The organism is Variovorax sp. PMC12 (assembly GCF_003019815.1).
GTDB lineage: Bacteria > Pseudomonadota > Gammaproteobacteria > Burkholderiales > Burkholderiaceae_C > Variovorax.
Genome location: NZ_CP027773.1, coordinates 445001 through 465235, shown reverse-complemented (window position 1 = coordinate 465235; position 20235 = coordinate 445001). Strand labels below are relative to the sequence as shown.

Here is a 20235-nt window from a genome sequence, read left to right as displayed (position 1 = left end):
CGGCCCGACCGACAATCGGCACCTAGCCAGGAGAAAAACTTGACCACTGTCACCATCACCCCCAACGTCCACGCCCGCAACGACGGCCCCTTCGTCCTGTTCGGCGGCGTCAACGTCCTCGAGTCCAGAGACCTGGCCCTGCGCAGCGCAGAAGAGTACGTGCGCGTTACCGGCAAGCTGGGCATTCCCTATGTCTTCAAGGGCAGCTTCGACAAGGCCAACCGCTCGTCGATCCACTCCTACCGCGGCCCGGGCCTCGACGAGGGGCTGAAGATCCTCCAGGCGGTGAAGGACGCGTTCGGCGTACCGGTGATCACCGACGTGCACGAGGTCGCGCAGGCCGCGCCGGTGGCCGAGGTGGTCGACGTGCTGCAGCTGCCCGCGTTCCTCGCGCGCCAGACCGACCTGGTGGTGGCGCTGGCCAAGACCGGCCGGGCCATCAACATCAAGAAGCCGCAGTTCCTGAGCCCGCCGCAGATGCTCAACATCGTCGAGAAGTTCAAGGAAGCCGGCAACGACAGGCTCATCCTGTGCGACCGCGGCACCTGCTTCGGCTACGACAACCTGGTGGTGGACATGCTGGGCTTCGGCGTCATGAAGAAGGTCACGCAGAACCTGCCCATCATCTTCGACGTGACCCATGCGCTGCAGCAGCGCGAAGCCGGCGCCGCGGCCTCGGGCGGCCGCCGCGAGCAGGTGGCCGACCTGGCGCGCGCCGGCATGGCGGTGGGGCTGGCGGGGCTCTTCCTGGAAGCGCATCCGGACCCGGCGCAAGCCAAGTGCGACGGCCCCAGCGCCTTGCCGCTCGACAAGCTGGAGCCGTTCCTGACGCAGATCAAGGCGCTGGACGACCTGGTCAAGTCGTTCGCGCCGCTGGATATCTGAGGACGCGGCCGCTCAGGCGATCATCGATTCGAGGTCGGCGGCCAGCACGCGCGGTGCCGGCATGCCCTGGACGATGTCCTCGGTGATGCCCACGGCCATCGCCGACTGGGCCGGCCAGAAGGCGCCGAAGTTGCCCAGGTCCATGCCCTGGCGCTCCAGCGCCACGCGCCACACGGCCATGTGAAGAATGCCGCCGAGCGCATCGGGCCGCTCCGCCTTCGCCTGGGTCACGAAGCTGGAGAGCGCACCGACCAGCTCGGGCGCGAACTCCCAGCGCCGCGCCAGCGAGGCGCTCACGTCGCCGTAGTGGTAGCCGAATTCGACGAGTTCGAGCTGGGCGCGCCCCAGTGCATCGAAAGGGTGGACGGTGTTCAGTTCGGCCATGCGCCCGGGCATGGCCTGCGCCATGATGAGGTGGCCGATGGCATGCATGCTGCCCGCGGTGAACGCCAGGTTGGGATCGACGCGGCGGGTCTTTGAAGCGAGATACCGGGAGACCGACGCCACGCGCAGGCTGTGGGCCCAGAACTCCGGCAGATTGACGCCTTCCACCTTCCTGAAGGAGCCCGACAGGCCCGAGCTCACCACCAACGACCGGATGGCCGAGAGCCCGAGCATCAGGATCGCGCCCTGGATGGACGAAATCTTGCGCGGCAGCCCGAAGAACGGCGAATTGACCATCTGCAGCACCCTGGCCGCAAGCACCTGGTCGAGCTCGATGCGATGCGCGATGGCCGCGAAGGGCACGTCGTCGTCGCGCAGCATCTCGATGAGGTCGGACACCACCCTGGGGACGGTAGGAAGCGACTCGTCATTGGCGAACAGTTCGTCGAGTGTCATGGCGCTTGGGCGGTGTTGCCTCGTTGTATGTATGCAAAAGATTTTGCTCCAGTACCCCGGCCGGTCAACGCCGATTCGGTGCGAATCTGTAATTTCTACGGATTCCGGTAGGCCGCCCGGCCAAGCGACGCCATCACACGTTGCTGGTCGCGCGCACCTCCTCGATGGTGGTATGCCCCGCAAGCACTTTCTCGATGCCGTCCTGGCGCAGCGTGCGCATGCCCTCCTGCAGTGCCGCCTGCTGGAGTTCTTCGGCGCGCGCGCCGGTCTGCACCAGCCGGCGCAGCGTCTTGGACATCACCATCAGCTCGTGGATGCCCACGCGCCCCTTGAAGCCCGTACCCGAGCAATGCTTGCAGCCGACGCTGACGTAGGCGTGCAGCTGGCCCTCGCGCCCGTAGCGGCGCAGCCAGACGTCGCGCACCGCGTCGCGCTGCCGGCCGGCGTCGTCCTCGCGGGTGCCGAAGGAATGCAGGTAGTCGTCCAGCAGTTCCTCGACCGTCTCGGGGCTTGCCGGGCTGCTGCTGGTGCAGCGGCTGCACAGGCGCCGCACCAGCCGCTGTGCCAGCACGGCCAGCAGCGAGTCCGCGAAATTGAACGGGTCCATGCCCATGTCGAGCAGGCGCGTCACGGTCTCGGGCGCGCTGTTGGTGTGCAGGGTCGACAGCACAAGGTGGCCTGTCAGGGAGGCCTCGATCGCGGTCCTGGCGGTTTCCCCGTCTCGGATTTCGCCGACCATGATGACGTCCGGGTCCGCGCGCACGAACGCGCGCAGCGCCTTGGCAAAGGTCCAGTCGATGCGGGGATTGATCTGCACCTGCCGCAGGCCGGGCTGGGTGATTTCGACCGGGTCTTCCGCGGTCCAGATCTTTCGCTCGGGCGTGTTGATGTGCATCAGCGCCGAATGCAGCGTGGTGGTCTTGCCCGAGCCCGTGGGGCCGACGCACAGCACCATGCCGTAGGGCCGCTCGACGGCCTTGGTCAGCTGCGCGAGGTTGTTCGGCGACAGGCCCAGTTCGCTCAGGGGAATCGGATTGGACGACGCCAGGATGCGCATCACCACGTCTTCCAGGCCGTTGTTGGTCGGGATGGTCGCCACGCGCAGCTCGATGCGGTGCTGCGGTGAATACTTGGCGAAGTTGATCTTTCCGTCCTGCGGGTTGCGCTTCTCGCTGATGTCGAGGTCGCACATGATCTTCACGCGCGCGACGATCGCGTTGCGGTAGCTCGGCGGCAGCTCCAGGTGGGTGTAGAGCTGGCCGTCGCGGCGAAACCGGATGCGGGTCTTTTCCTGGCCGGGGTAGCTTTCGATGTGGATGTCGGAGGCGCCTTCGCGGTGCGCCTCCTGGATCATGCTGTTGATCATGCGCACCAGCGAGTTGTCGGACTGCTCGCTGGAAGCCTCGGGCGCGGGCGCAGACGCGGCGGGGCCTTCCTTCTCGAGGGTCTGAAGCAGCTCGCTGGTGCCGGCCAGGTCGAACTCCAGCGGACGCCCCGGGTCCGTGCTGGTGGCGAAGGGGTTGGCGGAGGTGTCGCCGATCTTTTCGTAGGCGGCGTTCAGCACGCCGTCGAGGTCCAGGCACTGTCCCACCACCGGGGTCACCTTCATCTGCGCGATGAACTCGATCTCGTCGAGCGCCGAGTGCCGGCTGCTCGGGTCGTCGATCGCGACCACCAACCGGCCGTCGTGCAGCATGAGCGGCATGACCTGCAGGCGCCGCGCCACGCCGTGGCCGACCTTGCGCAGCGCTTCGGCCGTCGCCGGAAAGTGGTGCAGGTTCACCAGCGGATAACCCATCTTGCGCACCAGCGCGATCTGAAGCTGGGCACGGCTCACTACACCCATGCGCACCAGCATCTCGCCCAGCGGCACCTGAGGTTCGCGCCGCTGTCGGGACAGGCCGGCGCGCAGTTGCTCATCGCTGACCATGCCCAGCGAGACCAAGGCCTCGCCGATTCGCGCGACGGGCGCGTGGCTCTGTAATTCGAGCGCGCGCAGCAGTTGCGCCGGCGAGATGACTTCGGCGGATGACATGGGTACCTCCTGGCTGTTTTAAATTGCATCACATCGTAAAACGCAACGCGGGTACCGGCCAGCAGTTCAATTTTTCAGCACACAAGTTAACACTTTAGAAGAACAGCGAAACTCGGACCTCGCACCCTCTCTCGGAGCACATCACTTGCCATCCAAAGTCTCCCGCATCGCGCTCTCGGCTTCTGCCGCGGCCATCGGCAGCATCGCGGCGTACTGGACCCTGCTGGCAACGCGCCAGGGCCAGATCCTCTTCAATGCCCGCAAGCTGCCGGTCGTCCATCTCTCGGACGACTTCTCCACCTACTCGCACACGGTGCCCGGCGGCATGGTCCGCGGCTACGTGTACCACCCGCAGGGCGAAGCCGCGCTGCAGGACCTGTTCGTTTATTTCGCCGGCCGGGGCGAAGACGTGCGCGCCACCGCGCAGATGCTGCACTGGCTGCCGGAAGGCTTCGGCTTCGCGGCGCTCAACTACCGCGGCGTGGCCGACTCGCAAGGGCATCCGTCGGAAATCGCGTCGGTGGAAGACGCGAGCCAGTTCGCCAGGCACCTGCGCCGCGCCTACCCGCAGGCCCGCCTGCACGTGGTCGGCCGCAGCCTGGGCACCGGCGTGGCCATCCAGCTCGTGGCGCGGCAGGACTTCGCGAGCCTGCAGCTGGTCACGCCCTACGACTCCATGCTGGAAGTCGCCAAGCGCCGCTTTCCGCTGGTGCCGCTGTCGCTGCTGCTGCGCCACCAGTTCAATTCGCTCGAGCATTGCAAGGAAGTGGCGGCCAAGACCCAGGTGCTGCTGGCCGCGAAAGACGACGTGGTGCTGCCCGAGCGCTCGCAGAAGCTCATTGCGGCCTGGCCCACGCCGATCAGCGTGCAGACGGTGCCCGACTCCGACCATCACAACATCATGGGCCTGGAGGCGACCTGGCTCTACCTGATCGATTTCGCCCTCACGGCCATCCTCCCGAGCTCGGAAGCCGCCTGAATCGCATTGCCGGGCGCATCGTTTACCTAAAGTTTGCAATTGGACTGCCGATAACCGGAAGTGGAGCGCGGCGACCGCCGCCCTTCTGCCCTTTCAAGGCTGCCCGCCACGACCAACGGGGCGGCCTTGCCATTTCCCGAGTATTGGAGTCCGACCATGTTCCTGAGCAACATCTCAATAGGCAAACGCCTGGCCATCGTGCTGGGCCTCATCCTGGCGCTCTTCCTCGCCACCAGCGTGGCCGCGATATTCAAGCTTCGCCAGTTGAGCGTCGAGATCGACACGATGATCGAGGACAACGTCAGGACCGAACGCGCGGGGGCCGACTGGCTGCGCCACACCACGGCGGGCGTCCAGCGCGCGGCCGCCATCGCCAAGAGCAGCGACTCCAGCCTGATCGACTACTTCGCCCCGGCCACGGCCGCCTCGATCAAGGACACCAACGAGCTGCAGAAGTTCGTCGGGAGCAAGCTGGTCAAGCCCGAGGAGAAGCAATTGCTCGACAAGGTCGCCGCCCTGCGCAAAAGCTACCTCGCATCACGCGAGGCGGTGAGCAAGGCAAAGATCAGCGGCGACCTCGAAGGCGCCAACCGCCTTTTCGACTCGCAGTTCCAGCCCACGTCGGTCAGCTACATCGAAGGCGTGCAACAGGTCGTGAACCAGCAGCGCGAGCAGCTCGACGCCGCCGCGGCGCGCGCCAACGACCTGCGCGCGCAGACCAGCACGCTGCTCATCGTGTGTTCCACGGTGAGCCTGGTGCTGGGTGCGCTGCTGGCCTGGTTCCTGGCTCGCAGCATCACCCGCCCGCTGCACAACGCAGAGACCATCGCCCAATCGATCGCCGCCATGGACCTCACCGGCAAGCCCCAGCAGAGCTACGCCAACGACGAAACCGGCCACCTGCTGCGCGCCCTCGACCTGATGCGCGACGCCCTGCAGGGCTCGCTGACCCAGGTGCATGGCGTGGTGATGAACGTGTCGACCGCCAGCACGCAGATCGCCAGCGGCAACCAGGACCTGTCTTCGCGCACCGAGCAACAGGCCAGCTCGCTGGAAGAAACCGCAGCGTCGATCGAGGAGCTCACCTCGACCGTGAAGCAGAACGCCGACAACGCCCGCCAGGCCAACCAGCTGGCCACCTCGGCATCGGAAGTCGCCATGCGGGGCGGCAGCGTCGTGTTCCAGGTGGTGGAGACCATGGGCTCGATCAATGCGTCGTCGAAGAAGATCGTCGACATCATCAGCGTGATCGACGGCATCGCGTTCCAGACCAACATCCTGGCGCTGAACGCGGCGGTCGAAGCAGCCCGCGCGGGCGACCAGGGACGCGGCTTCGCGGTGGTGGCTTCGGAGGTCCGCAACCTCGCGCAACGCTCGGCGGCGGCGGCCAAGGAAATCAAGACGCTCATCGGAAACTCCGTCGAGAAGGTCGAGGAAGGCAGCCGCCAGGTGGCCGACGCCGGCCGCACCATGGACGAGATCGTCGGCAGCGTGAAGCGAGTGACGGACATCATGGGCGAGATCAGCGCCGCGAGCCAGGAACAAACCTCGGGCATCGAACAGATCAACCAGGCCATCACGCAGATGGACCAGGTCACGCAGCAGAACGCCGCGCTGGTCGAGCAAGCCTCGGCGGCGGCGCAATCGCTGCAGGAGCAGGCGGGAAGCCTCGCGCAGATCGTCGGCCGGTTCAGGCTGGAAGGCGGTCAAGGCGCGCCCGCGCCGGACAAGGGCCTTCGCGCCATTGCCGGCGAGCAGAAGAAGGCATCGCGTGGGCTGGCGATGCCGGAGCTGGGGTTCCAGTAAGGCCCTGCCCAGGAGTTCAGGAAGACCGAGCCGCGCCCCGGGCCAGCCCCGTCAGAATGGCGGGATGCAGATACGCCAGATCTCCGAATCCGAACTCCCGGCGTTGATGGCGCTCTACCGCCATCTTCACGAAGCCGACGACCCGATTCCCGACGAAGCGCATTTGGCGGCCGTCTGGCGAGAACTGCTCGGCAACCCACGCTGCCGCTACTTCGGCGGCTACGTCGGCGATCAACTGGTGTGCAGCTGCACCATCACCGTGATCCCGAATCTCACGCGGGGCTGCAGGCCTTATGGCCTCATCGAGAACGTGGTGACGCATGCCGACCACCGGAAGAATGGCCATGCGAAGGCTGTGCTGCACGAGGCGCTCGCCTTCGCGTGGGCGCAGCGCTGCTACAAGGTCATGCTCATGACCGGCCGCAAGGACGAGGCAACGCTCAGGTTCTATGAGGGCGCGGGCTTCGACCGCCACGGCAAGCAGGCCTTCGTGGCCAAGCCGCACGCCGAGTAGCTGGGCTCAGCGAAAGTCCGCGGACCCCGCCACCACCTTGCCGATTTCCTCCATCAGGGCACGCGCGCCCGGTGACGGAAATGCGCCCAGGCGCTGCGTCAGCCCGATCTCGCGGCGCGTCTCCTCGAGTGGAAAATCCAGCACCACCAGGCTCCCGTCGCGGATCTCGTAGCGAAGCTGGTGCGGCGAGATCGCGGTCAGCATGTCGCTCTCCAGCAGCAGCCCGCGCAGCACCGCGAGGTCGCCCGTCTCTACCGCCGGCAACGGCGGCGCCTGCCGCGCATTCGAGAAGAAGCGCTCAAGCAACTCGCGCGACGGCGAGCCCTGCCGCGAGAGCGTCCATCGCGCCTCGCGCAACATCCTGAAATCGATGCGCTTTTCGCGGGCCAGCGGATGGCCGGCGCGGGCGATCACGGAGATGCGGTCTTCGAACAGCGGCTGCTGCTGCAGGTCTTTCACCTCGCCGGAGTTGTGGCGCAGCGCGCCGAGGATGAAGTCGACGTCACCGCTGCGCAGCGACGCCGCCAGCGCGTCGTAGGGGCTCTCGACCGTTGAAACATGCAGCTGCGGGTGCCGCGCCAGCAGGGAAGCGATCGACAGCGGCAGGATCTGCGTGCGCCCGAGCGGCAGCGCCCCCACGGTCACGCTGCCCTGCAGGCTGCCTTCGCTGGCCGCGATGTCCGGCCCGATGTGCCGCAGCTCCGACAGCACGCGCTTGAAATAGAAGGCGACGATTTCGCCGGCCGGCGTCGGCGACAGCCCCCTGGCCGTTCGCGTGAAGAGCGCCACGCCCAGTCCGCTCTCCAGGTCCTTGAGCGCGCTGCTGATGGCCGGCTGCGTGATGCCGAACTCGCGCGCCACGGCGGGCATGTTGCGCTTCTGCGCAAGGCTGGCGACCACGGCGAGGCGGCGGCCGTTCAGGATCGATGTGAAGAGCGAATGGACGTCCGCGCCGCCGTCCATTCCGCCGCGCGCCACAAGCTGCGTGCGCGCCTCCTCGAACTCACGCTCGATGCGCAGCGCGCGCACCTGCACCAGTTCTCCGTAGGCGTTGAGCGCCATGCCCCGCGCGCGCCGGTCGAACAGCGGCCGGCCGAGCGCGGCTTCCAGGTCCAGCACCGATCGCGTCACCGCGGACGCCACCCGGTACAGCGCTTCCGCGGCGGCCGCCACGCTCCCCGCCGCGGCCACGGCGGAGAACGCACGCAGGTGCCGCAGGTTGATGCCGAGCGCCACGCTGTCGGCATGCCCGATAACTTTGTGATGTGCGGCTGGTGTGTCCACGGACTGCCTCTTTCGCTTGGATCATGCCTTTTTTACTCCGAGGGTTAACCCTTTTCGATAAAAAAGAATGATGGCAGCGCAACGCTTACTCACGCCACGCGACGCCGCGTCCGCGCAGACTTCTCTCATGCCTGAAGCCACCACTGCACACCGCCCGGAGCGCTGCGAATGATCATCGACTGTCACGGCCACTACACGACCGCCCCCAAGGCCCTGGAGACATGGCGCAACCGGCAGATCGCCGGCATCACGGCGCCATCGGAGAGGCCCAAGGTGTCCGAGCTGAAGATCAGCGACGATGAACTGCGCGAGTCCATCGAGAGCAACCAGCTGCGCCTCATGAAGGAGCGCGGCAGCGACCTCACGATCTTCAGCCCGCGCGCGAGCTTCATGGCGCACCACATCGGCGACATCGAGGTCTCATCGACCTGGGCCGCCGTCTGCAACGAGCTGTGCTTCCGCGTGAGCGAGTTGTTCCCCGACCATTTCATCGGCGCGGCCATGCTGCCGCAATCGCCGGGCGTCGATCCGGCCAGCTGCATCCCCGAGCTGGAGCGCTGCTTGAACGAATACGGCTTCGTGGGCATCAACCTCAACCCCGATCCGTCGGGCGGCCACTGGACCAGCCCGCCGCTGTCCGACCGGCACTGGTATCCGATCTACGAAAAAATGGTGGAGCTCGACATTCCCGCGATGGTGCATGTCAGCACCAGCTGCAACGCCTGCTTCCACACCACCGGCGCGCACTACCTGAACGCCGACACCACGGCCTTCATGCAGTGCCTTGCATCGGACCTGTTCAAGGACTTCCCGGCGCTGCGCTTCGTCATTCCGCACGGCGGCGGCGCGGTGCCCTACCACTGGGGCCGTTTTCGCGGGCTGGCACAGGAGATGAAGAAGCCGCTGCTGAAGGACCACCTGCTCAACAACATCTTCTTCGATACCTGCGTGTACCACCAGCCGGGCATCGACCTGCTCACGCGCGTGATCCCGGTCGACAACGTGCTCTTCGCGAGCGAAATGATCGGCGCGGTGCGCGGCATCGACCCCGAGACCGGCTTCAACTACGACGACACGCGCCGCTACATCGACGCCACGCCCATGCTCGACGACAAGGCCCGCCGCCAGATCTACGAAGGCAACGCGCGCCGCGTGTATCCGCGCCTGGACCGCGCCCTCTCGCAAAAAGGACTCTGAACATGACGACCGCTCCCGTACTGCAGGAACTCGGCGTGGTGCATCGCCGTGTGGCGCGCGCCGATGCGGCCGCCGTCGAGAAGCTGTCGCGCTTCAGCGTGTCCACCGTGCACGAGGCGCTGGGCCGGCTGGGCCTGATGGCGCCGCGCATCCGCCCCATCCACCCCGAGGCGCGCCTGTGCGGCACCGCCGTCACCGTGCTGCTGCAACCCGGCGACAACTGGATGCTGCATGTCGCGGCCGAGCAGGTGCAGCCCGGCGACGTGGTGGTGGCCGCCTGCACCAGCGACTGCACCGACGGCTTCTTCGGCGACCTGCTGGCCACGTCGCTCAAGGCACGCGGCTGCAAGGGCCTGGTGATCGACGGCGGCGTGCGCGACGTGCACGACCTCATCGCCATGGACTTCCCCGTGTTCAGCCGCGCCATCCACTCGAAAGGCACGATCAAGGCCACGCTGGGTTCGGTCAACGTGCCTGTGGTCTGCGCCGGCGCGCTGGTGCAGCCCGGCGACGTGGTGGTGGCCGACATCGACGGCGTGGTGGTGGTGCCGGCGCCGCTTGCAGCGCGCGTGGCAGACGCCGCGCAGGCCCGCGAGGCCAATGAAGCCGGCAAGCGCGCGCGCTTCGCGGCGGGCGAACTGGGGCTGGACATGTACGCCATGCGCGAGCCGCTCGCCAAGGCCGGCCTGCGCTACATCGACTGAGCGAAGGAACAACCCATGGCTCGCATCATCGGCGCCGTCGCCTGCTCGCACACGCCCACCATCGGCTTCGCGTTCGACAAGAACAAGCAGCAGGACCCGGTCTGGGCGCCCATCTTCGAGGCCTTCGCGCCGGTGCAGCAATGGCTGGCCGACAAGAAGCCCGACGTGCTGTTCTTCATCTACAACGACCACGTCAGCTCCTTCTTCTTCGACCACTACTCGGCCTTTTCCCTCGGCGTGGGCGAACTGCACGAGGTGGCCGACGAAGGCGGCGGCGCGCGCGACCTTCCTGCTCTGGCAGGCCATCCGGCGCTGGCGCGGCACATCGGACGCTCGCTGGTGGCGGACGAGTTCGACATGTCCTTCTTCCAGGACCGGGCGCTGGACCACGGCGTGTTCTCGCCGATGTCGCTGCTGTGCCCGCACGAGCCGGCATGGCCGATTCCGGTGGTGCCGCTTCAGGTGGGCGTGCTGCAGTCGCCGGTGCCGTCGGCGCGCCGCTGCTACAGGCTCGGCCAGGCGCTGCGCCGCGCGATCGAAAGCTACCCGGACGACATCGAAGTGGCGATCGTCGCTACCGGCGGCCTGTCGCACCAGGTACACGGCGAACGCGCGGGCTTCAACAACACCGCATGGGACGCGCAGTTTCTGGACCTGATCGAGAACGACCCGGTACGGCTGACCGAGATGACGCAGGCCGAACTGGCCACGCTCGGCGGCATGGAAGGCGCCGAAGTCATCATGTGGCTGGTGATGCGCGGCGCGCTGTCGTCCAACGTGCGCAAGACCCACCAGAGCTACTACCTGCCCTCGATGACAGGCATTGCCACGGCCATCTACGAGAACCTGGCGAGCCCGCCGGTTGCCGGCGAGGTCGAGCGGCATCGCCGCCACATCGACGAGGAACTCGCGGGCGTGGAAGCGCTGCGCGGCACCTATCCGTTCACGCTGGAGACCAGCGTGCGCGCCTACCGCCTCAACAAGTTCCTGCACGGCATGACGCGCCCGGCGCATCGCGCCGCCTTCCTGGCCGACGAGGAAGCCGCCTTCGAGGCCGCGGCGCTGACCGCGGAGGAACGCGACATGGTGCGCCACCGCGACTGGCGCAGCCTGATCCAGTACGGCGTGATCTTCTTCATGCTGGAGAAGCTGGGCGCGGTGGTGGGCGTGTCGAACCTGCACATCTATGCCGCCATGCGCGGCCAGTCGCTCGAAGATTTCCAGCAGACCCGCAACGCGCCCGGCGCGCTTTATTCGGTGGCCGGCAAGGACGCGCCCCCGCAAGCCTGGAACAACGACGACGCAGCGCACCGCCCGGGGCGCTGAGCCCCGCCCGATTTCGAATCCGGAGACAACAAGCAATGAAATTACTTTCCCGACGCCTCTTCCTCGGCGTGGCCGCGCTGGCCATGTCCAGCCACTTCGGCACTGCCGGCGCGGCCGACGCGTTCCCGTCCAAGCCAGTCAAGGTGCTCGTGGGCTACAGCGCCGGCGGCGCGGTCGATGCCATCGCGCGTTCGGTGGGCCTGAAGATGTCGGCCATCCTCGGGCAGCCGGTGATCGTCGAGAACAAGCCCGGCGCGGGCACCAACATCGCGATCAAGTCGGTCATCACCAGCCCGCCCGACGGCTACACGCTGCTGCTGGCCGCCAATGCGCTGGCGGTGAACCCGTCGCTGTTCCAGCCCGCGCCCTACGACCTGGAGCGCGAACTGACACCGGTGGCATCGGTCGGCCGCGTGCCTGTGGTTTTCACCGTGCGAGAAGAGTCGGCCATCAAGACGCTGCCCGAGCTGGTCGCGGCGGCAAAAGCGAAGCCTGGCGGCCTGACCGTCGCCACGCCGGGCAACGGATCGACGCCGCACCTGGCCATGGAGCTGTTCCAGCACACTGCCGGCCTGCAACTGCGGCACGTGCCCTACAAGGGCGGCGCACAGGCGCTCACCGACGTGCTCGGCGGCCATGTCGACGTGGTCGCGGTGAATGCGCTCGAGGCGCTGCCGCTCGCCAAGTCGGGCAAGTTGCGCGTGCTCGCGGTGATGAGCGCCGAGCGCTCCGCCGTACTGCCGGGCGTACCGACGGTGGCCGAGTCGGGCTACCCGGGTTTCGAGGCCAGCGTCTGGTATGGCTTCGTCGGTCCGGCCGGCATGCCCAGGGCCGTGGTCGACAAGCTACACGACGCCGTGCAGAAGGCCATCGACTCGCCAGAGGTGCGGGCGCAACTCGCGGCGGCCGGCGGCATTCCGCTGCCGGGGCCGACCGAGCAGTTCACCAAGCTGCTGAAAACCGACGTGGCGCGCTACGGCAAGCTGATCCGCGAAGCCGGCATCAAGCCCGATTGACGAACGCCATGTCCACCAGCATCACCCGTCGCCAGGCCTGCCTTGCGGCAGCAGCGGCCGCTCTTCTGCCGGCAAGCCGTGCCGCCTGACCTTCCGGTAGATGCACATGAGCAGGACAATCCGGGTAATCGGCTCGATGGCCACGCGTGGCCTGATGCTGGAACTGACGGCGGCGTACACGCGCTCGAGCGGCGTGGCGGTTACCTTCGAGTCGGTCGGCGGCGTCGAGGCCGCGCGTCGCGTGTCATCGGGCGAGTCATTCGATCTGGTGGTGCTGGCATCGGATGCGATCGACAAGCTTGCGGCCGACGGCAAGGTGGATGCGTCGCGCAAGGTCGATGTGGTCCGCTGCGGCGTTGCCGTGGCGGTGCATGCGAATGCGGCGCGGCCCGACATCTCCAGCGAAGACGCGGTGCGGCGGGCGGTGCTGGAGGCCGAACGCATCGCCTGCTCGACCGGGCCGAGCGGCGTGGCGCTGATGGCGCTGTTCGAACGCTGGGGCATTGCCGACACTGTCAGGGAACGATTGGTGCAGGCACCGGCCGGCGTGCCGGTGGGATCGCTCATCGCGCGAGGAGAGGCCGCGCTGGGGTTCCAGCAGCTGAGCGAGTTGATGGGGGTCGAGGGCATCGCATTGCTGGGGCCGCTGCCGGCGGAGATTCAGATCACGACGACTTTCTGTGCCGCGCCCGGCACGGGTACGTCGCAACACGACGCTGTGACTGACCTGCTCGCCTACATGCGCTCAAGAGAAAGCGAAGCGGCAAAGCGCCGCTTCGGCATGGAGCCTGCCGATACTTGAGCGATGGCTTTTGCTCTTTCCCCTCCCGGGTGAAGGCTGGGATGGGGCAGTGCCCAAGGAGCGTTGTGAATGGGATGAGGCCGTCATGCCCCCACCCCGGCCCTCCCCCGGGAGGGGAGGGAGAAATACCCGAAAACTAGACCCGCACCACCCGCCCCGGGTTGAGCGTGTTCTTCGGATCGAGCCCGCGCTTGATCGCCCGCATCATCTCCAGCGCCACCGGCGACTTGTGCTTCTCCAGCTTGTCGACCTTCAGCGAGCCCACGCCGTGCTCGGCCGAGAACGAGCCGCCGAACTTCTCCACCGCGTCGTACACCAGCGTGTTGATGCGCTCTTCCTCGTTCTTCAGGAACGCCTTGGTGTCGATGTTCTCCGGCGCCTGCACGTTGTAGTGCAGGTTGCCGTCGCCCAGGTGTCCGAAGTTCACGAGGCGCACGCCCTCGATCTCCCGCTTGAGCAAGGCGTCGGTCTCTTCCACGAACGCCGGAATGCGCGACACCGGGATCGAGATGTCGTGCTTGATGTTGAGCCCTTCCTCGGCCTGCGCCAGCGGAATGCTCTCGCGGATGTGCCACAGCTGGTGCGCCTGCGCGAGGTTCTCGGCCACCACCGCGTCGGTGACGCAGCCGTCTTCGAACGCGGTTTCCAGCAGGGCCTCGAAGCGGGCGCGGGCGTGGTCCTCGGATTCGCTGTCGGAGTTCTCCAGCAGCACGCAGTACGGCACCGCCTCTTCGTTGATGAAGGGCACGCGCAGTTGCGGCATGTGCTTGTCGACCAGGCTCAGCGCGAACTTGCCCATCACCTCGAAGCCGGTGAGGCCCGGGCCCAGGTGCTTGTGCGCCAGGCCCAGCAGCGTGACCGCATGGTCGAGCGAAGGCACCGCCGCCCAGGCCGTGAGCTGGGCCGCCGGCAGCGGATACAGCTTCATGGTGGCGGCGGTGATGATGCCCAGCGTGCCCTCGCTGCCCACGAACAGGTCGCGCAGGTCGTAGCCGGTGTTGTCCTTGCGCAGGCCGCTGGTGCCTTCCCAGATCTCGCCTTGTGGCGTGACCACTTCCAGCCCCAGGCACAGCTCGCGGGTGTTGCCGTAGCGGACCACCTGGGTGCCGCCGGCATTGGTGGCCAGGTTGCCGCCGATCGTGCAGCTGCCTTCTGCGGCCAGGCTCAGCGGGAACAGGAAGCCGGCCTTCTCGGCCGTTTCCTGCAGTGTTTGAAGAATGCAGCCGGCCTCCACCGTCATGGTGAGGTTGGCGGCGTCGATGGTGCGGATGGCGTTCAGGCGCTGCAGGCTCAGCACCACCTGGGTGCCGCTGTCGTCGGGGATGGAGCCGACCGCCAGGCCGGTGTTGCCGCCCTGCGGCACGATGGCCGTGCCGGCGGCGGAACAGGCCTTGACCACGTCGGCCACCTGTTGCGTGTTGGCTGGGCGCACCACGGCCAGCGACTTGCCTCGCGCGCGCTTGCGCCAGTCCTGTTCGTAGGCGGTGAGGTCGCCCTCGTTGAGCACGTGCTGGGCGCCGACGATGGCGCGCAATTGGTCGATCAGTGCGGTCACGCTGCGGACAGGAAAGGAACAGCCGCTTTCAACGAACGCGCCTGAGCTTCTTCATACAGCGCGATCTCGTCTTGCACCTTCGCGCCCAAGGCGGCCTCGAACACGGCCTGCGCACTGTTGGCCGCGTAGCTCTTCTGCTCGTCCGAGCCGAGGTTGGACTGGAAGATGCCGGCGGCGCTCACGGGCAGGAAGTCTTCGTACGTAATGGGCTCGGCATCCAGCCAGCCTTCGTCGACGAGCGCCTGCAGCGACTTCGCGGCAAGTGCGTCCTGGTTCGCGGCGCGGCCCTCGTCGGTCAGCGCATAACGGAAGAAGCCGAGGCCCGCTTCGCGCATCGTCTTCAGGTCGTCCGGGAAGTCGCTGAACGCGGCATCCAGGCGGGCCTGGTAGTCGGCGCCCGCGTTGCCGGCACCATTCGCGTCACGCACGCGGGAGAGCAGCGCGTCGTAGAGCGCACGGCCCTTGCGGGTCAGGGCCACGCCGCGTTGCTCGATCTCGCCGAACCGTGCGGTGTGCGTTCCGGCCTCGGCCTCGCTCTCCCCCACGAACGCCACGCGTTCCTGCAGTGCGCGAAAACTGGTCTGGCGCAGCAGGATCGGCACCTTGCGGCGCGGCGGGCCTTCGATGACGTCCTTGGCAGCCATGCCGCGGCGCGTCATCTCGACCTGCGCGTCGTCGATGTTCAGCGTGCGCGGCGTGAGGTGATTGATGTGCGGGCCCTTGAAGCAGGCCACGTCGGCAATGAGGCGGTGCGCCGCCAGCAGCTTGTCGTAAGTGGCCTTGCTCACCGTGGCCTCGCTGTGCCAGCGGAAGGTCTCCAGGGCCTGCGCCACGAACTCTTCAGCCTGCGCCGCCGTCAGGCCGCCGGCCGTCTCGGCCTGCTCGATGAGCGCCAACACGCGCGGCGTGAAGATGTTCCGGCGGGCGAGGATCTCCTGCACTTCCGCACGCAGCGCGGGGTTTTCGATCAGCTCGAGCCGCAGCAGCGAAGTGAAGACCCGGAACGGGTTGTTCGACAGCGACGCATCGGTCACCGGGCGGAAGGCCGTCGAGTGCACCGGCACGCCGGCGACGGAGAGGTCGTAGTAACCGACCGGCGCCATGCCCATGACCTTGAACAGGCGCCGCATCGTGGCCAGCTCTTCGGGCTTGCCCAAGCGGATGGCGCCGTGGCGCTCGACGTCGATGCGCTCCAGCTCGCCGTTCCTGCGCAGCTGTGCCAGCAGCGTCGGCTCGCGCATGCTGTCCGCGTTGACGTCGGCAACGACGTCGAGCAGATCGCCGTACAGCGGCACCTCGGCGCGGTACATCTCGGACATGCGGCGGGAGAACAGCGAACGGATCTCGTCGCTGGAGAGGAAGGTGGTGTCGTTCATTGGGGAGTGATCTTGAAGTGTCGCGATGCGCCCGGCATTCCCGGAGCGCATCGGCCGAGTGCGCAGCCAAAATTTTCGGTAGCGCGGGCAGTCGGGTCAAACGATCTTCTCGCCTGATGTCATTCCTTCAGCGCATGAACTTGCCGCTCCCGTCGCGTCCTTGTTGACTCGGCATTGACATTGATAGCCACGCAGGCGTGAAGCCATGGGCAGGGGAGGCAGCGATCTTGATTGGGGGCCAGGCAGGTCTGCGCGGATCCGCGCCGCCTTCGGCGGCTACCATTCGCATCACCGTCGAGGCAACCCTCCAGGAGGAAGACATGAAAAAGTCATCGGACGACGCGGACCCGAGCCCATCGGCCTCGGAGCTCATTTCGAACAAAATCGCCGAGCTTGGCGACTGGCGCGGTGAAACGCTCGCCAGGATACGCAAGCTCATCAAGGAAGCCGATCCTGAAGTCATCGAAGAATGGAAGTGGATGGGCACGCCAGTCTGGTCGCACGGCGGCATCATCTGCACCGGCGAGTCTTACAAGAGCGCGGTGAAGCTCACGTTTGCCAAGGGTGCGTCACTGAAGGACCCTGCTCGACTCTTCAACGCGAGCCTAGACGGGAACACTCGCCGCGCTATTGACATCCATGAAGGAGAGGAAGTTGCCGGGCCCGCCTTCAAGTCGCTCGTTCGAGAGGCCATCGAACTCAATAAAGCCGGCAAATCGAAGTCTTCGAAGAAGGCGAAGAGCTGAGCTTGCTTGTTTACCATCGCTGAATGCAAAGCTGAACAGTACTGGGGCCACAGGGAGTACAGTCGGTAATGACTTCACATACGCCTGCTACATCTGCGCCGCCTGCCGCAGTCACTCCCGTTGAAATTACAGAGACCCGAGCATTCACACAAGCTTGGATTCTGTTCGCGGTGCTATTCGTAGTGGTTATCGGCGTTCTTTGGGCATTGCAAACCCATTTTGGATGACGGCCAATTTGCGGCTGCCGCTCGCATAAAGCAAAAAACCCCAGTCATGACTGACTGGGGTTTTCTGGGCTGTAAGAGCCTGACGATGACCTACTTTCACACGGGAACCCGCACTATCATCGGCGCTGAGTCGTTTCACTGTCCTGTTCGGGATGGGAAGGAGTGGTACCAACTCGCTATGGTCATCAGGCATAAAGGGTTGTCTGGTTGATCGGGAGATCAACCGGACGAATTCATAGAGTTTGGAATCAGCTTTTGGCGAATTGTTTTGAATGCGTCAACTTGGCATAACACCTTGATCTGTATTTTGATCAAAGTTATAGGGTCAAGCCGCACGAGCAATTAGTATCAGTTAGCTTAACGCATTACTGCGCTTCCACACCTGACCTATCAACGTCCTGGTCTTGAACGACTCTTCAGGGGGCTCAAGGCCCCGGCAGATCTCATCTTGAAACGAGTTTCCCGCTTAGATGCTTTCAGCGGTTATCTCTTCCACACTTAGCTACTCGGCAATGCCACTGGCGTGACAACCGATACACCAGAGGTGTGTCCACTCCGGTCCTCTCGTACTAGGAGCAGGCTTCCTCAAATCTGCAGCGCCCACGGAAGATAGGGACCAAACTGTCTCACGACGTTTTAAACCCAGCTCACGTACCTCTTTAAATGGCGAACAGCCATACCCTTGGGACCGGCTACAGCCCCAGGATGAGATGAGCCGACATCGAGGTGCCAAACACCGCCGTCGATATGAACTCTTGGGCGGTATCAGCCTGTTATCCCCAGAGTACCTTTTATCCGTTGAGCGATGGCCCTTCCATACAGAACCACCGGATCACTATGTCCTGCTTTCGCATCTGCTCGACTTGTCAGTCTCGCAGTTAAGCACGCTTATGCCATTGCACTATCGTCACGATGTCCGACCGTAACTAGCGTACCTTCGAACTCCTCCGTTACGCTTTGGGAGGAGACCGCCCCAGTCAAACTGCCTACCATGCACTGTCCCCGATCCAGATAATGGACCTAGGTTAGAACCTCAAACACACCAGGGTGGTATTTCAACGTTGGCTCCACAAGATCTAGCGACCCTGCTTCAAAGCCTCCCACCTATCCTACACAGATCTGTTCAAAGTCCAATACAAAGCTACAGTAAAGGTTCATGGGGTCTTTCCGTCTTTCCGCGGGGAGATTGCATCATCACAAACATTTCAACTTCGCTGAGTCTCAGGAGGAGACAGTGTGGCCATCGTTACGCCATTCGTGCAGGTCGGAACTTACCCGACAAGGAATTTCGCTACCTTAGGACCGTTATAGTTACGGCCGCCGTTTACTGGGACTTCAATCAAGAGCTTGCACCCCATCATTTAATCTTCCAGCACCGGGCAGGCGTCACACCCTATACGTCCACTTTCGTGTTTGCAGAGTGCTGTGTTTTTAATAAACAGTCGCAGCCACCGATTTTTTGCAACCCATTCATGCTCCGTTGTTCACTTCACACTAATAGGGCACACCTTCTTCCGAAGTTACGGTGTCAATTTGCCGAGTTCCTTCTCCTGAGTTCTCTCAAGCGCCTTAGAATACTCATCTCGCGCACCAGTGTCGGTTTGCGGTACGGTCGTATATAGCTGAAGCTTAGTGGCTTTTCCTGGAACCTCGTTCAGTCACTTCACCAGCAAGCTGGCTCGATCGTTGGCCTCGGTATATGTGCACCGGATTTGCCTAATGCACGCCTACATCCAACTAAACCGGGATATCCAACACCCGGATGACCTATTAAGATCCGTCCCCACATCGCACTATATATCGGTACAGGAATATTGACCTGTTTCCCATCAGCTACGCATCTCTGCCTCGCCTTAGGGGCCGACTCACTCTACGCCGATGAACGTTGCGTAGAAAACCTTGCGCTTACGGCGAGGGGGCTTTTCACCCCCTTTAACGCTACTCATGTCAGCATTCGCACTTCTGATACCTCCAGCACGCTTTACAACGCACCTTCACAGGCTTACAGAACGCTCTCCTACCACTTGCAATAAATTGCAAATCCGCAGCTTCGGTAACTGGCTTAGCCCCGTTACATCTTCCGCGCAGGACGACTCGATCAGTGAGCTATTACGCTTTCTTTAAATGATGGCTGCTTCTAAGCCAACATCCTGACTGTTTTAGCCTTCCCACTTCGTTTCCCACTTAGCCAATTTTAGGGACCTTAGCTGGCGGTCTGGGTTGTTTCCCTCTTGAGTCCGGACGTTAGCACCCGGTGCTCTGTCTCCCAAGCTGTACTCATCGGTATTCGGAGTTTGCCTTGGTTTGGTAAGTCGCCATGACCCCCTAGCCAAAACAGTGCTCTACCCCCGATGGTAATACTTGAGGCACTACCTAAATAGTTTTCGGAGAGAACCAGCTATTTCCAAGTTTGTTTAGCCTTTCACCCCTATCCACAGCTCATCCGCTAGTTTTGCAACACTAGTCGGTTCGGACCTCCAGTACCTGTTACGGCACCTTCATCCTGGCCATGGATAGATCACTTGGTTTCGGGTCTACACCCAGCGACTGATCGCCCTATTCGGACTCGATTTCTCTACGGCTTCCCTATTCGGTTAACCTTGCCACTGAATGTAAGTCGCTGACCCATTATACAAAAGGTACGCAGTCACCCTTGCGGGCTCCTACTTTTTGTAAGCACGCGGTTTCAGGATCTATTTCACTCCCCTCCCGGGGTTCTTTTCGCCTTTCCCTCACGGTACTAGTTCACTATCGGTCAATGATGAGTATTTAGCCTTGGAGGATGGTCCCCCCATATTCAGACAGGATTTCTCGTGTCCCGCCCTACTTGTCGTTAGCTCAGTACCACACAGGTCATTTCACGTACGGGGCTATCACCCGCTATGGCCAGCCTTTCCAAGCTGTTCCGTTATGTCTTGTGCTATCACTAACAGGCTTCTCCGA

15 protein-coding genes and 2 rRNA genes (1 of these 17 running past the window's edge) are annotated in these 20235 nt (G+C 64.4%); 10 read left to right on the top strand and 7 right to left on the bottom strand.

Annotated elements, in window-relative coordinates; translation table 11 throughout:
- Positions 1–39 precede the first annotated feature (39 nt).
- On the top strand, positions 40–885 hold the full coding sequence (gene kdsA / locus C4F17_RS02115; protein WP_106934107.1) for a 3-deoxy-8-phosphooctulonate synthase: 846 nt from the start codon (positions 40–42) through the stop codon (positions 883–885).
- 12 nt (positions 886–897) lie between these two features.
- On the opposite strand, the gene C4F17_RS02110 is transcribed toward kdsA, so the two are convergent.
- Together C4F17_RS02110 and C4F17_RS02105 are read right to left on the bottom strand one after the other, a co-directional pair.
- Positions 898–1725: an HDOD domain-containing protein gene (locus C4F17_RS02110; protein ID WP_106934106.1), complete on the bottom strand. Its 828-nt coding sequence runs from the start codon at positions 1723–1725 to the stop codon at positions 898–900.
- 133 nt (positions 1726–1858) lie between these two features.
- Positions 1859–3760, bottom strand: coding sequence for a GspE/PulE family protein (locus tag C4F17_RS02105; RefSeq protein ID WP_106934105.1), 1902 nt, complete (start codon positions 3758–3760; stop codon positions 1859–1861).
- A gap of 145 nt (positions 3761–3905) precedes the next feature.
- Between C4F17_RS02105 and C4F17_RS02100 the strand changes: the two genes are divergently transcribed.
- From C4F17_RS02100 to C4F17_RS02090, 3 genes are all read left to right on the top strand, one after another.
- Positions 3906–4739 carry an alpha/beta hydrolase gene (locus tag C4F17_RS02100; RefSeq protein ID WP_106934104.1) on the top strand — a complete coding sequence of 278 codons (834 nt, stop codon included), beginning with the start codon at positions 3906–3908 and terminating at the stop codon, positions 4737–4739.
- Between the two features lie 156 nt (positions 4740–4895).
- Positions 4896–6545 carry a methyl-accepting chemotaxis protein gene (locus C4F17_RS02095; protein ID WP_106934103.1) on the top strand — a complete coding sequence of 550 codons (1650 nt, stop codon included), beginning with the start codon at positions 4896–4898 and terminating at the stop codon, positions 6543–6545.
- A 64-nt stretch (positions 6546–6609) separates the two neighbouring features.
- Complete coding sequence (locus C4F17_RS02090) at positions 6610–7059, top strand: GNAT family N-acetyltransferase (RefSeq protein ID WP_106934102.1); 450 nt, start codon at positions 6610–6612, stop codon at positions 7057–7059.
- A 6-nt stretch (positions 7060–7065) separates the two neighbouring features.
- Here the strand turns inward: C4F17_RS02090 and C4F17_RS02085 are convergent, their stop codons facing one another.
- Positions 7066–8343: a LysR family transcriptional regulator gene (locus tag C4F17_RS02085; protein WP_106934101.1), complete on the bottom strand. Its 1278-nt coding sequence runs from the start codon at positions 8341–8343 to the stop codon at positions 7066–7068.
- 168 nt (positions 8344–8511) lie between these two features.
- Between C4F17_RS02085 and C4F17_RS02080 the strand changes: the two genes are divergently transcribed.
- The 5 genes from C4F17_RS02080 (at position 8512) to C4F17_RS02060 (ending at position 13388) form a co-directional block, all read left to right on the top strand.
- Positions 8512–9540: an amidohydrolase family protein gene (locus C4F17_RS02080; protein ID WP_106934100.1), complete on the top strand. Its 1029-nt coding sequence runs from the start codon at positions 8512–8514 to the stop codon at positions 9538–9540.
- A gap of 2 nt (positions 9541–9542) precedes the next feature.
- The gene (gene ligK / locus C4F17_RS02075) at positions 9543–10244 is read left to right on the top strand and encodes a 4-carboxy-4-hydroxy-2-oxoadipate aldolase/oxaloacetate decarboxylase (protein WP_199851908.1); all 702 of its coding nucleotides are present in this window, start codon (positions 9543–9545) and stop codon (positions 10242–10244) included.
- 15 nt (positions 10245–10259) lie between these two features.
- Positions 10260–11570 carry a gallate dioxygenase gene (locus tag C4F17_RS02070; RefSeq protein WP_106934099.1) on the top strand — a complete coding sequence of 437 codons (1311 nt, stop codon included), beginning with the start codon at positions 10260–10262 and terminating at the stop codon, positions 11568–11570.
- Positions 11571–11605: 35 nt separating this feature from the next.
- Complete coding sequence (locus C4F17_RS02065) at positions 11606–12586, top strand: Bug family tripartite tricarboxylate transporter substrate binding protein (RefSeq protein WP_106934098.1); 981 nt, start codon at positions 11606–11608, stop codon at positions 12584–12586.
- A gap of 106 nt (positions 12587–12692) precedes the next feature.
- Complete coding sequence (locus C4F17_RS02060) at positions 12693–13388, top strand: substrate-binding domain-containing protein (RefSeq protein WP_106937412.1); 696 nt, start codon at positions 12693–12695, stop codon at positions 13386–13388.
- Between the two features lie 136 nt (positions 13389–13524).
- Here the strand turns inward: C4F17_RS02060 and C4F17_RS02055 are convergent, their stop codons facing one another.
- Together C4F17_RS02055 and hglS are read right to left on the bottom strand one after the other, a co-directional pair.
- On the bottom strand, positions 13525–14943 hold the full coding sequence (locus C4F17_RS02055) for an FAD-binding oxidoreductase (RefSeq protein ID WP_106934097.1): 1419 nt from the start codon (positions 14941–14943) through the stop codon (positions 13525–13527).
- Positions 14940–16319: a 2-oxoadipate dioxygenase/decarboxylase HglS gene (gene hglS / locus C4F17_RS02050; protein WP_106934096.1), complete on the bottom strand. Its 1380-nt coding sequence runs from the start codon at positions 16317–16319 to the stop codon at positions 14940–14942. Before hglS ends, C4F17_RS02055 begins: the two co-directional genes overlap by 4 nt.
- Positions 16320–16639: 320 nt before the next feature.
- On the opposite strand from hglS, the gene C4F17_RS02045 reads away from it, so the two are divergent.
- Positions 16640–17065 (top strand): DUF1801 domain-containing protein, encoded by a 426-nt coding sequence (locus C4F17_RS02045; RefSeq protein WP_106934095.1) that lies wholly within the window; start codon positions 16640–16642, stop codon positions 17063–17065.
- A gap of 304 nt (positions 17066–17369) precedes the next feature.
- Here the strand turns inward: C4F17_RS02045 and rrf are convergent.
- Positions 17370–17482: ribosomal RNA gene (gene rrf / locus C4F17_RS02040) — 5S ribosomal RNA — on the bottom strand.
- A 131-nt stretch (positions 17483–17613) separates the two neighbouring features.
- Positions 17614–20235 (bottom strand): 23S ribosomal RNA (locus tag C4F17_RS02035); it runs 249 nt beyond the window's last position.

Bases quoted from the DNA above. Each gene is read 5' to 3' on its own strand.
- C4F17_RS02110 (WP_106934106.1), bottom strand. From the start codon at position 1,725: ATGACACTCGACGAACTGTTCGCCAATGACGAGTCGCTTCCTACCGTC.
- C4F17_RS02105 (WP_106934105.1), bottom strand. From the start codon at position 3,760: ATGTCATCCGCCGAAGTCATCTCGCCGGCGCAACTGCTGCGCGCGCTC.
- C4F17_RS02095 (WP_106934103.1), top strand. From the start codon at position 4,896: ATGTTCCTGAGCAACATCTCAATAGGCAAACGCCTGGCCATCGTGCTG.
- C4F17_RS02090 (WP_106934102.1), top strand. From the start codon at position 6,610: ATGCAGATACGCCAGATCTCCGAATCCGAACTCCCGGCGTTGATGGCG.
- C4F17_RS02080 (WP_106934100.1), top strand. From the start codon at position 8,512: ATGATCATCGACTGTCACGGCCACTACACGACCGCCCCCAAGGCCCTG.
- ligK (WP_199851908.1), top strand. From the start codon at position 9,543: ATGACGACCGCTCCCGTACTGCAGGAACTCGGCGTGGTGCATCGCCGT.
- C4F17_RS02070 (WP_106934099.1), top strand. From the start codon at position 10,260: ATGGCTCGCATCATCGGCGCCGTCGCCTGCTCGCACACGCCCACCATC.
- C4F17_RS02065 (WP_106934098.1), top strand. From the start codon at position 11,606: ATGAAATTACTTTCCCGACGCCTCTTCCTCGGCGTGGCCGCGCTGGCC.
- C4F17_RS02060 (WP_106937412.1), top strand. From the start codon at position 12,693: ATGAGCAGGACAATCCGGGTAATCGGCTCGATGGCCACGCGTGGCCTG.
- hglS (WP_106934096.1), bottom strand. From the start codon at position 16,319: ATGAACGACACCACCTTCCTCTCCAGCGACGAGATCCGTTCGCTGTTC.
- C4F17_RS02045 (WP_106934095.1), top strand. From the start codon at position 16,640: ATGAAAAAGTCATCGGACGACGCGGACCCGAGCCCATCGGCCTCGGAG.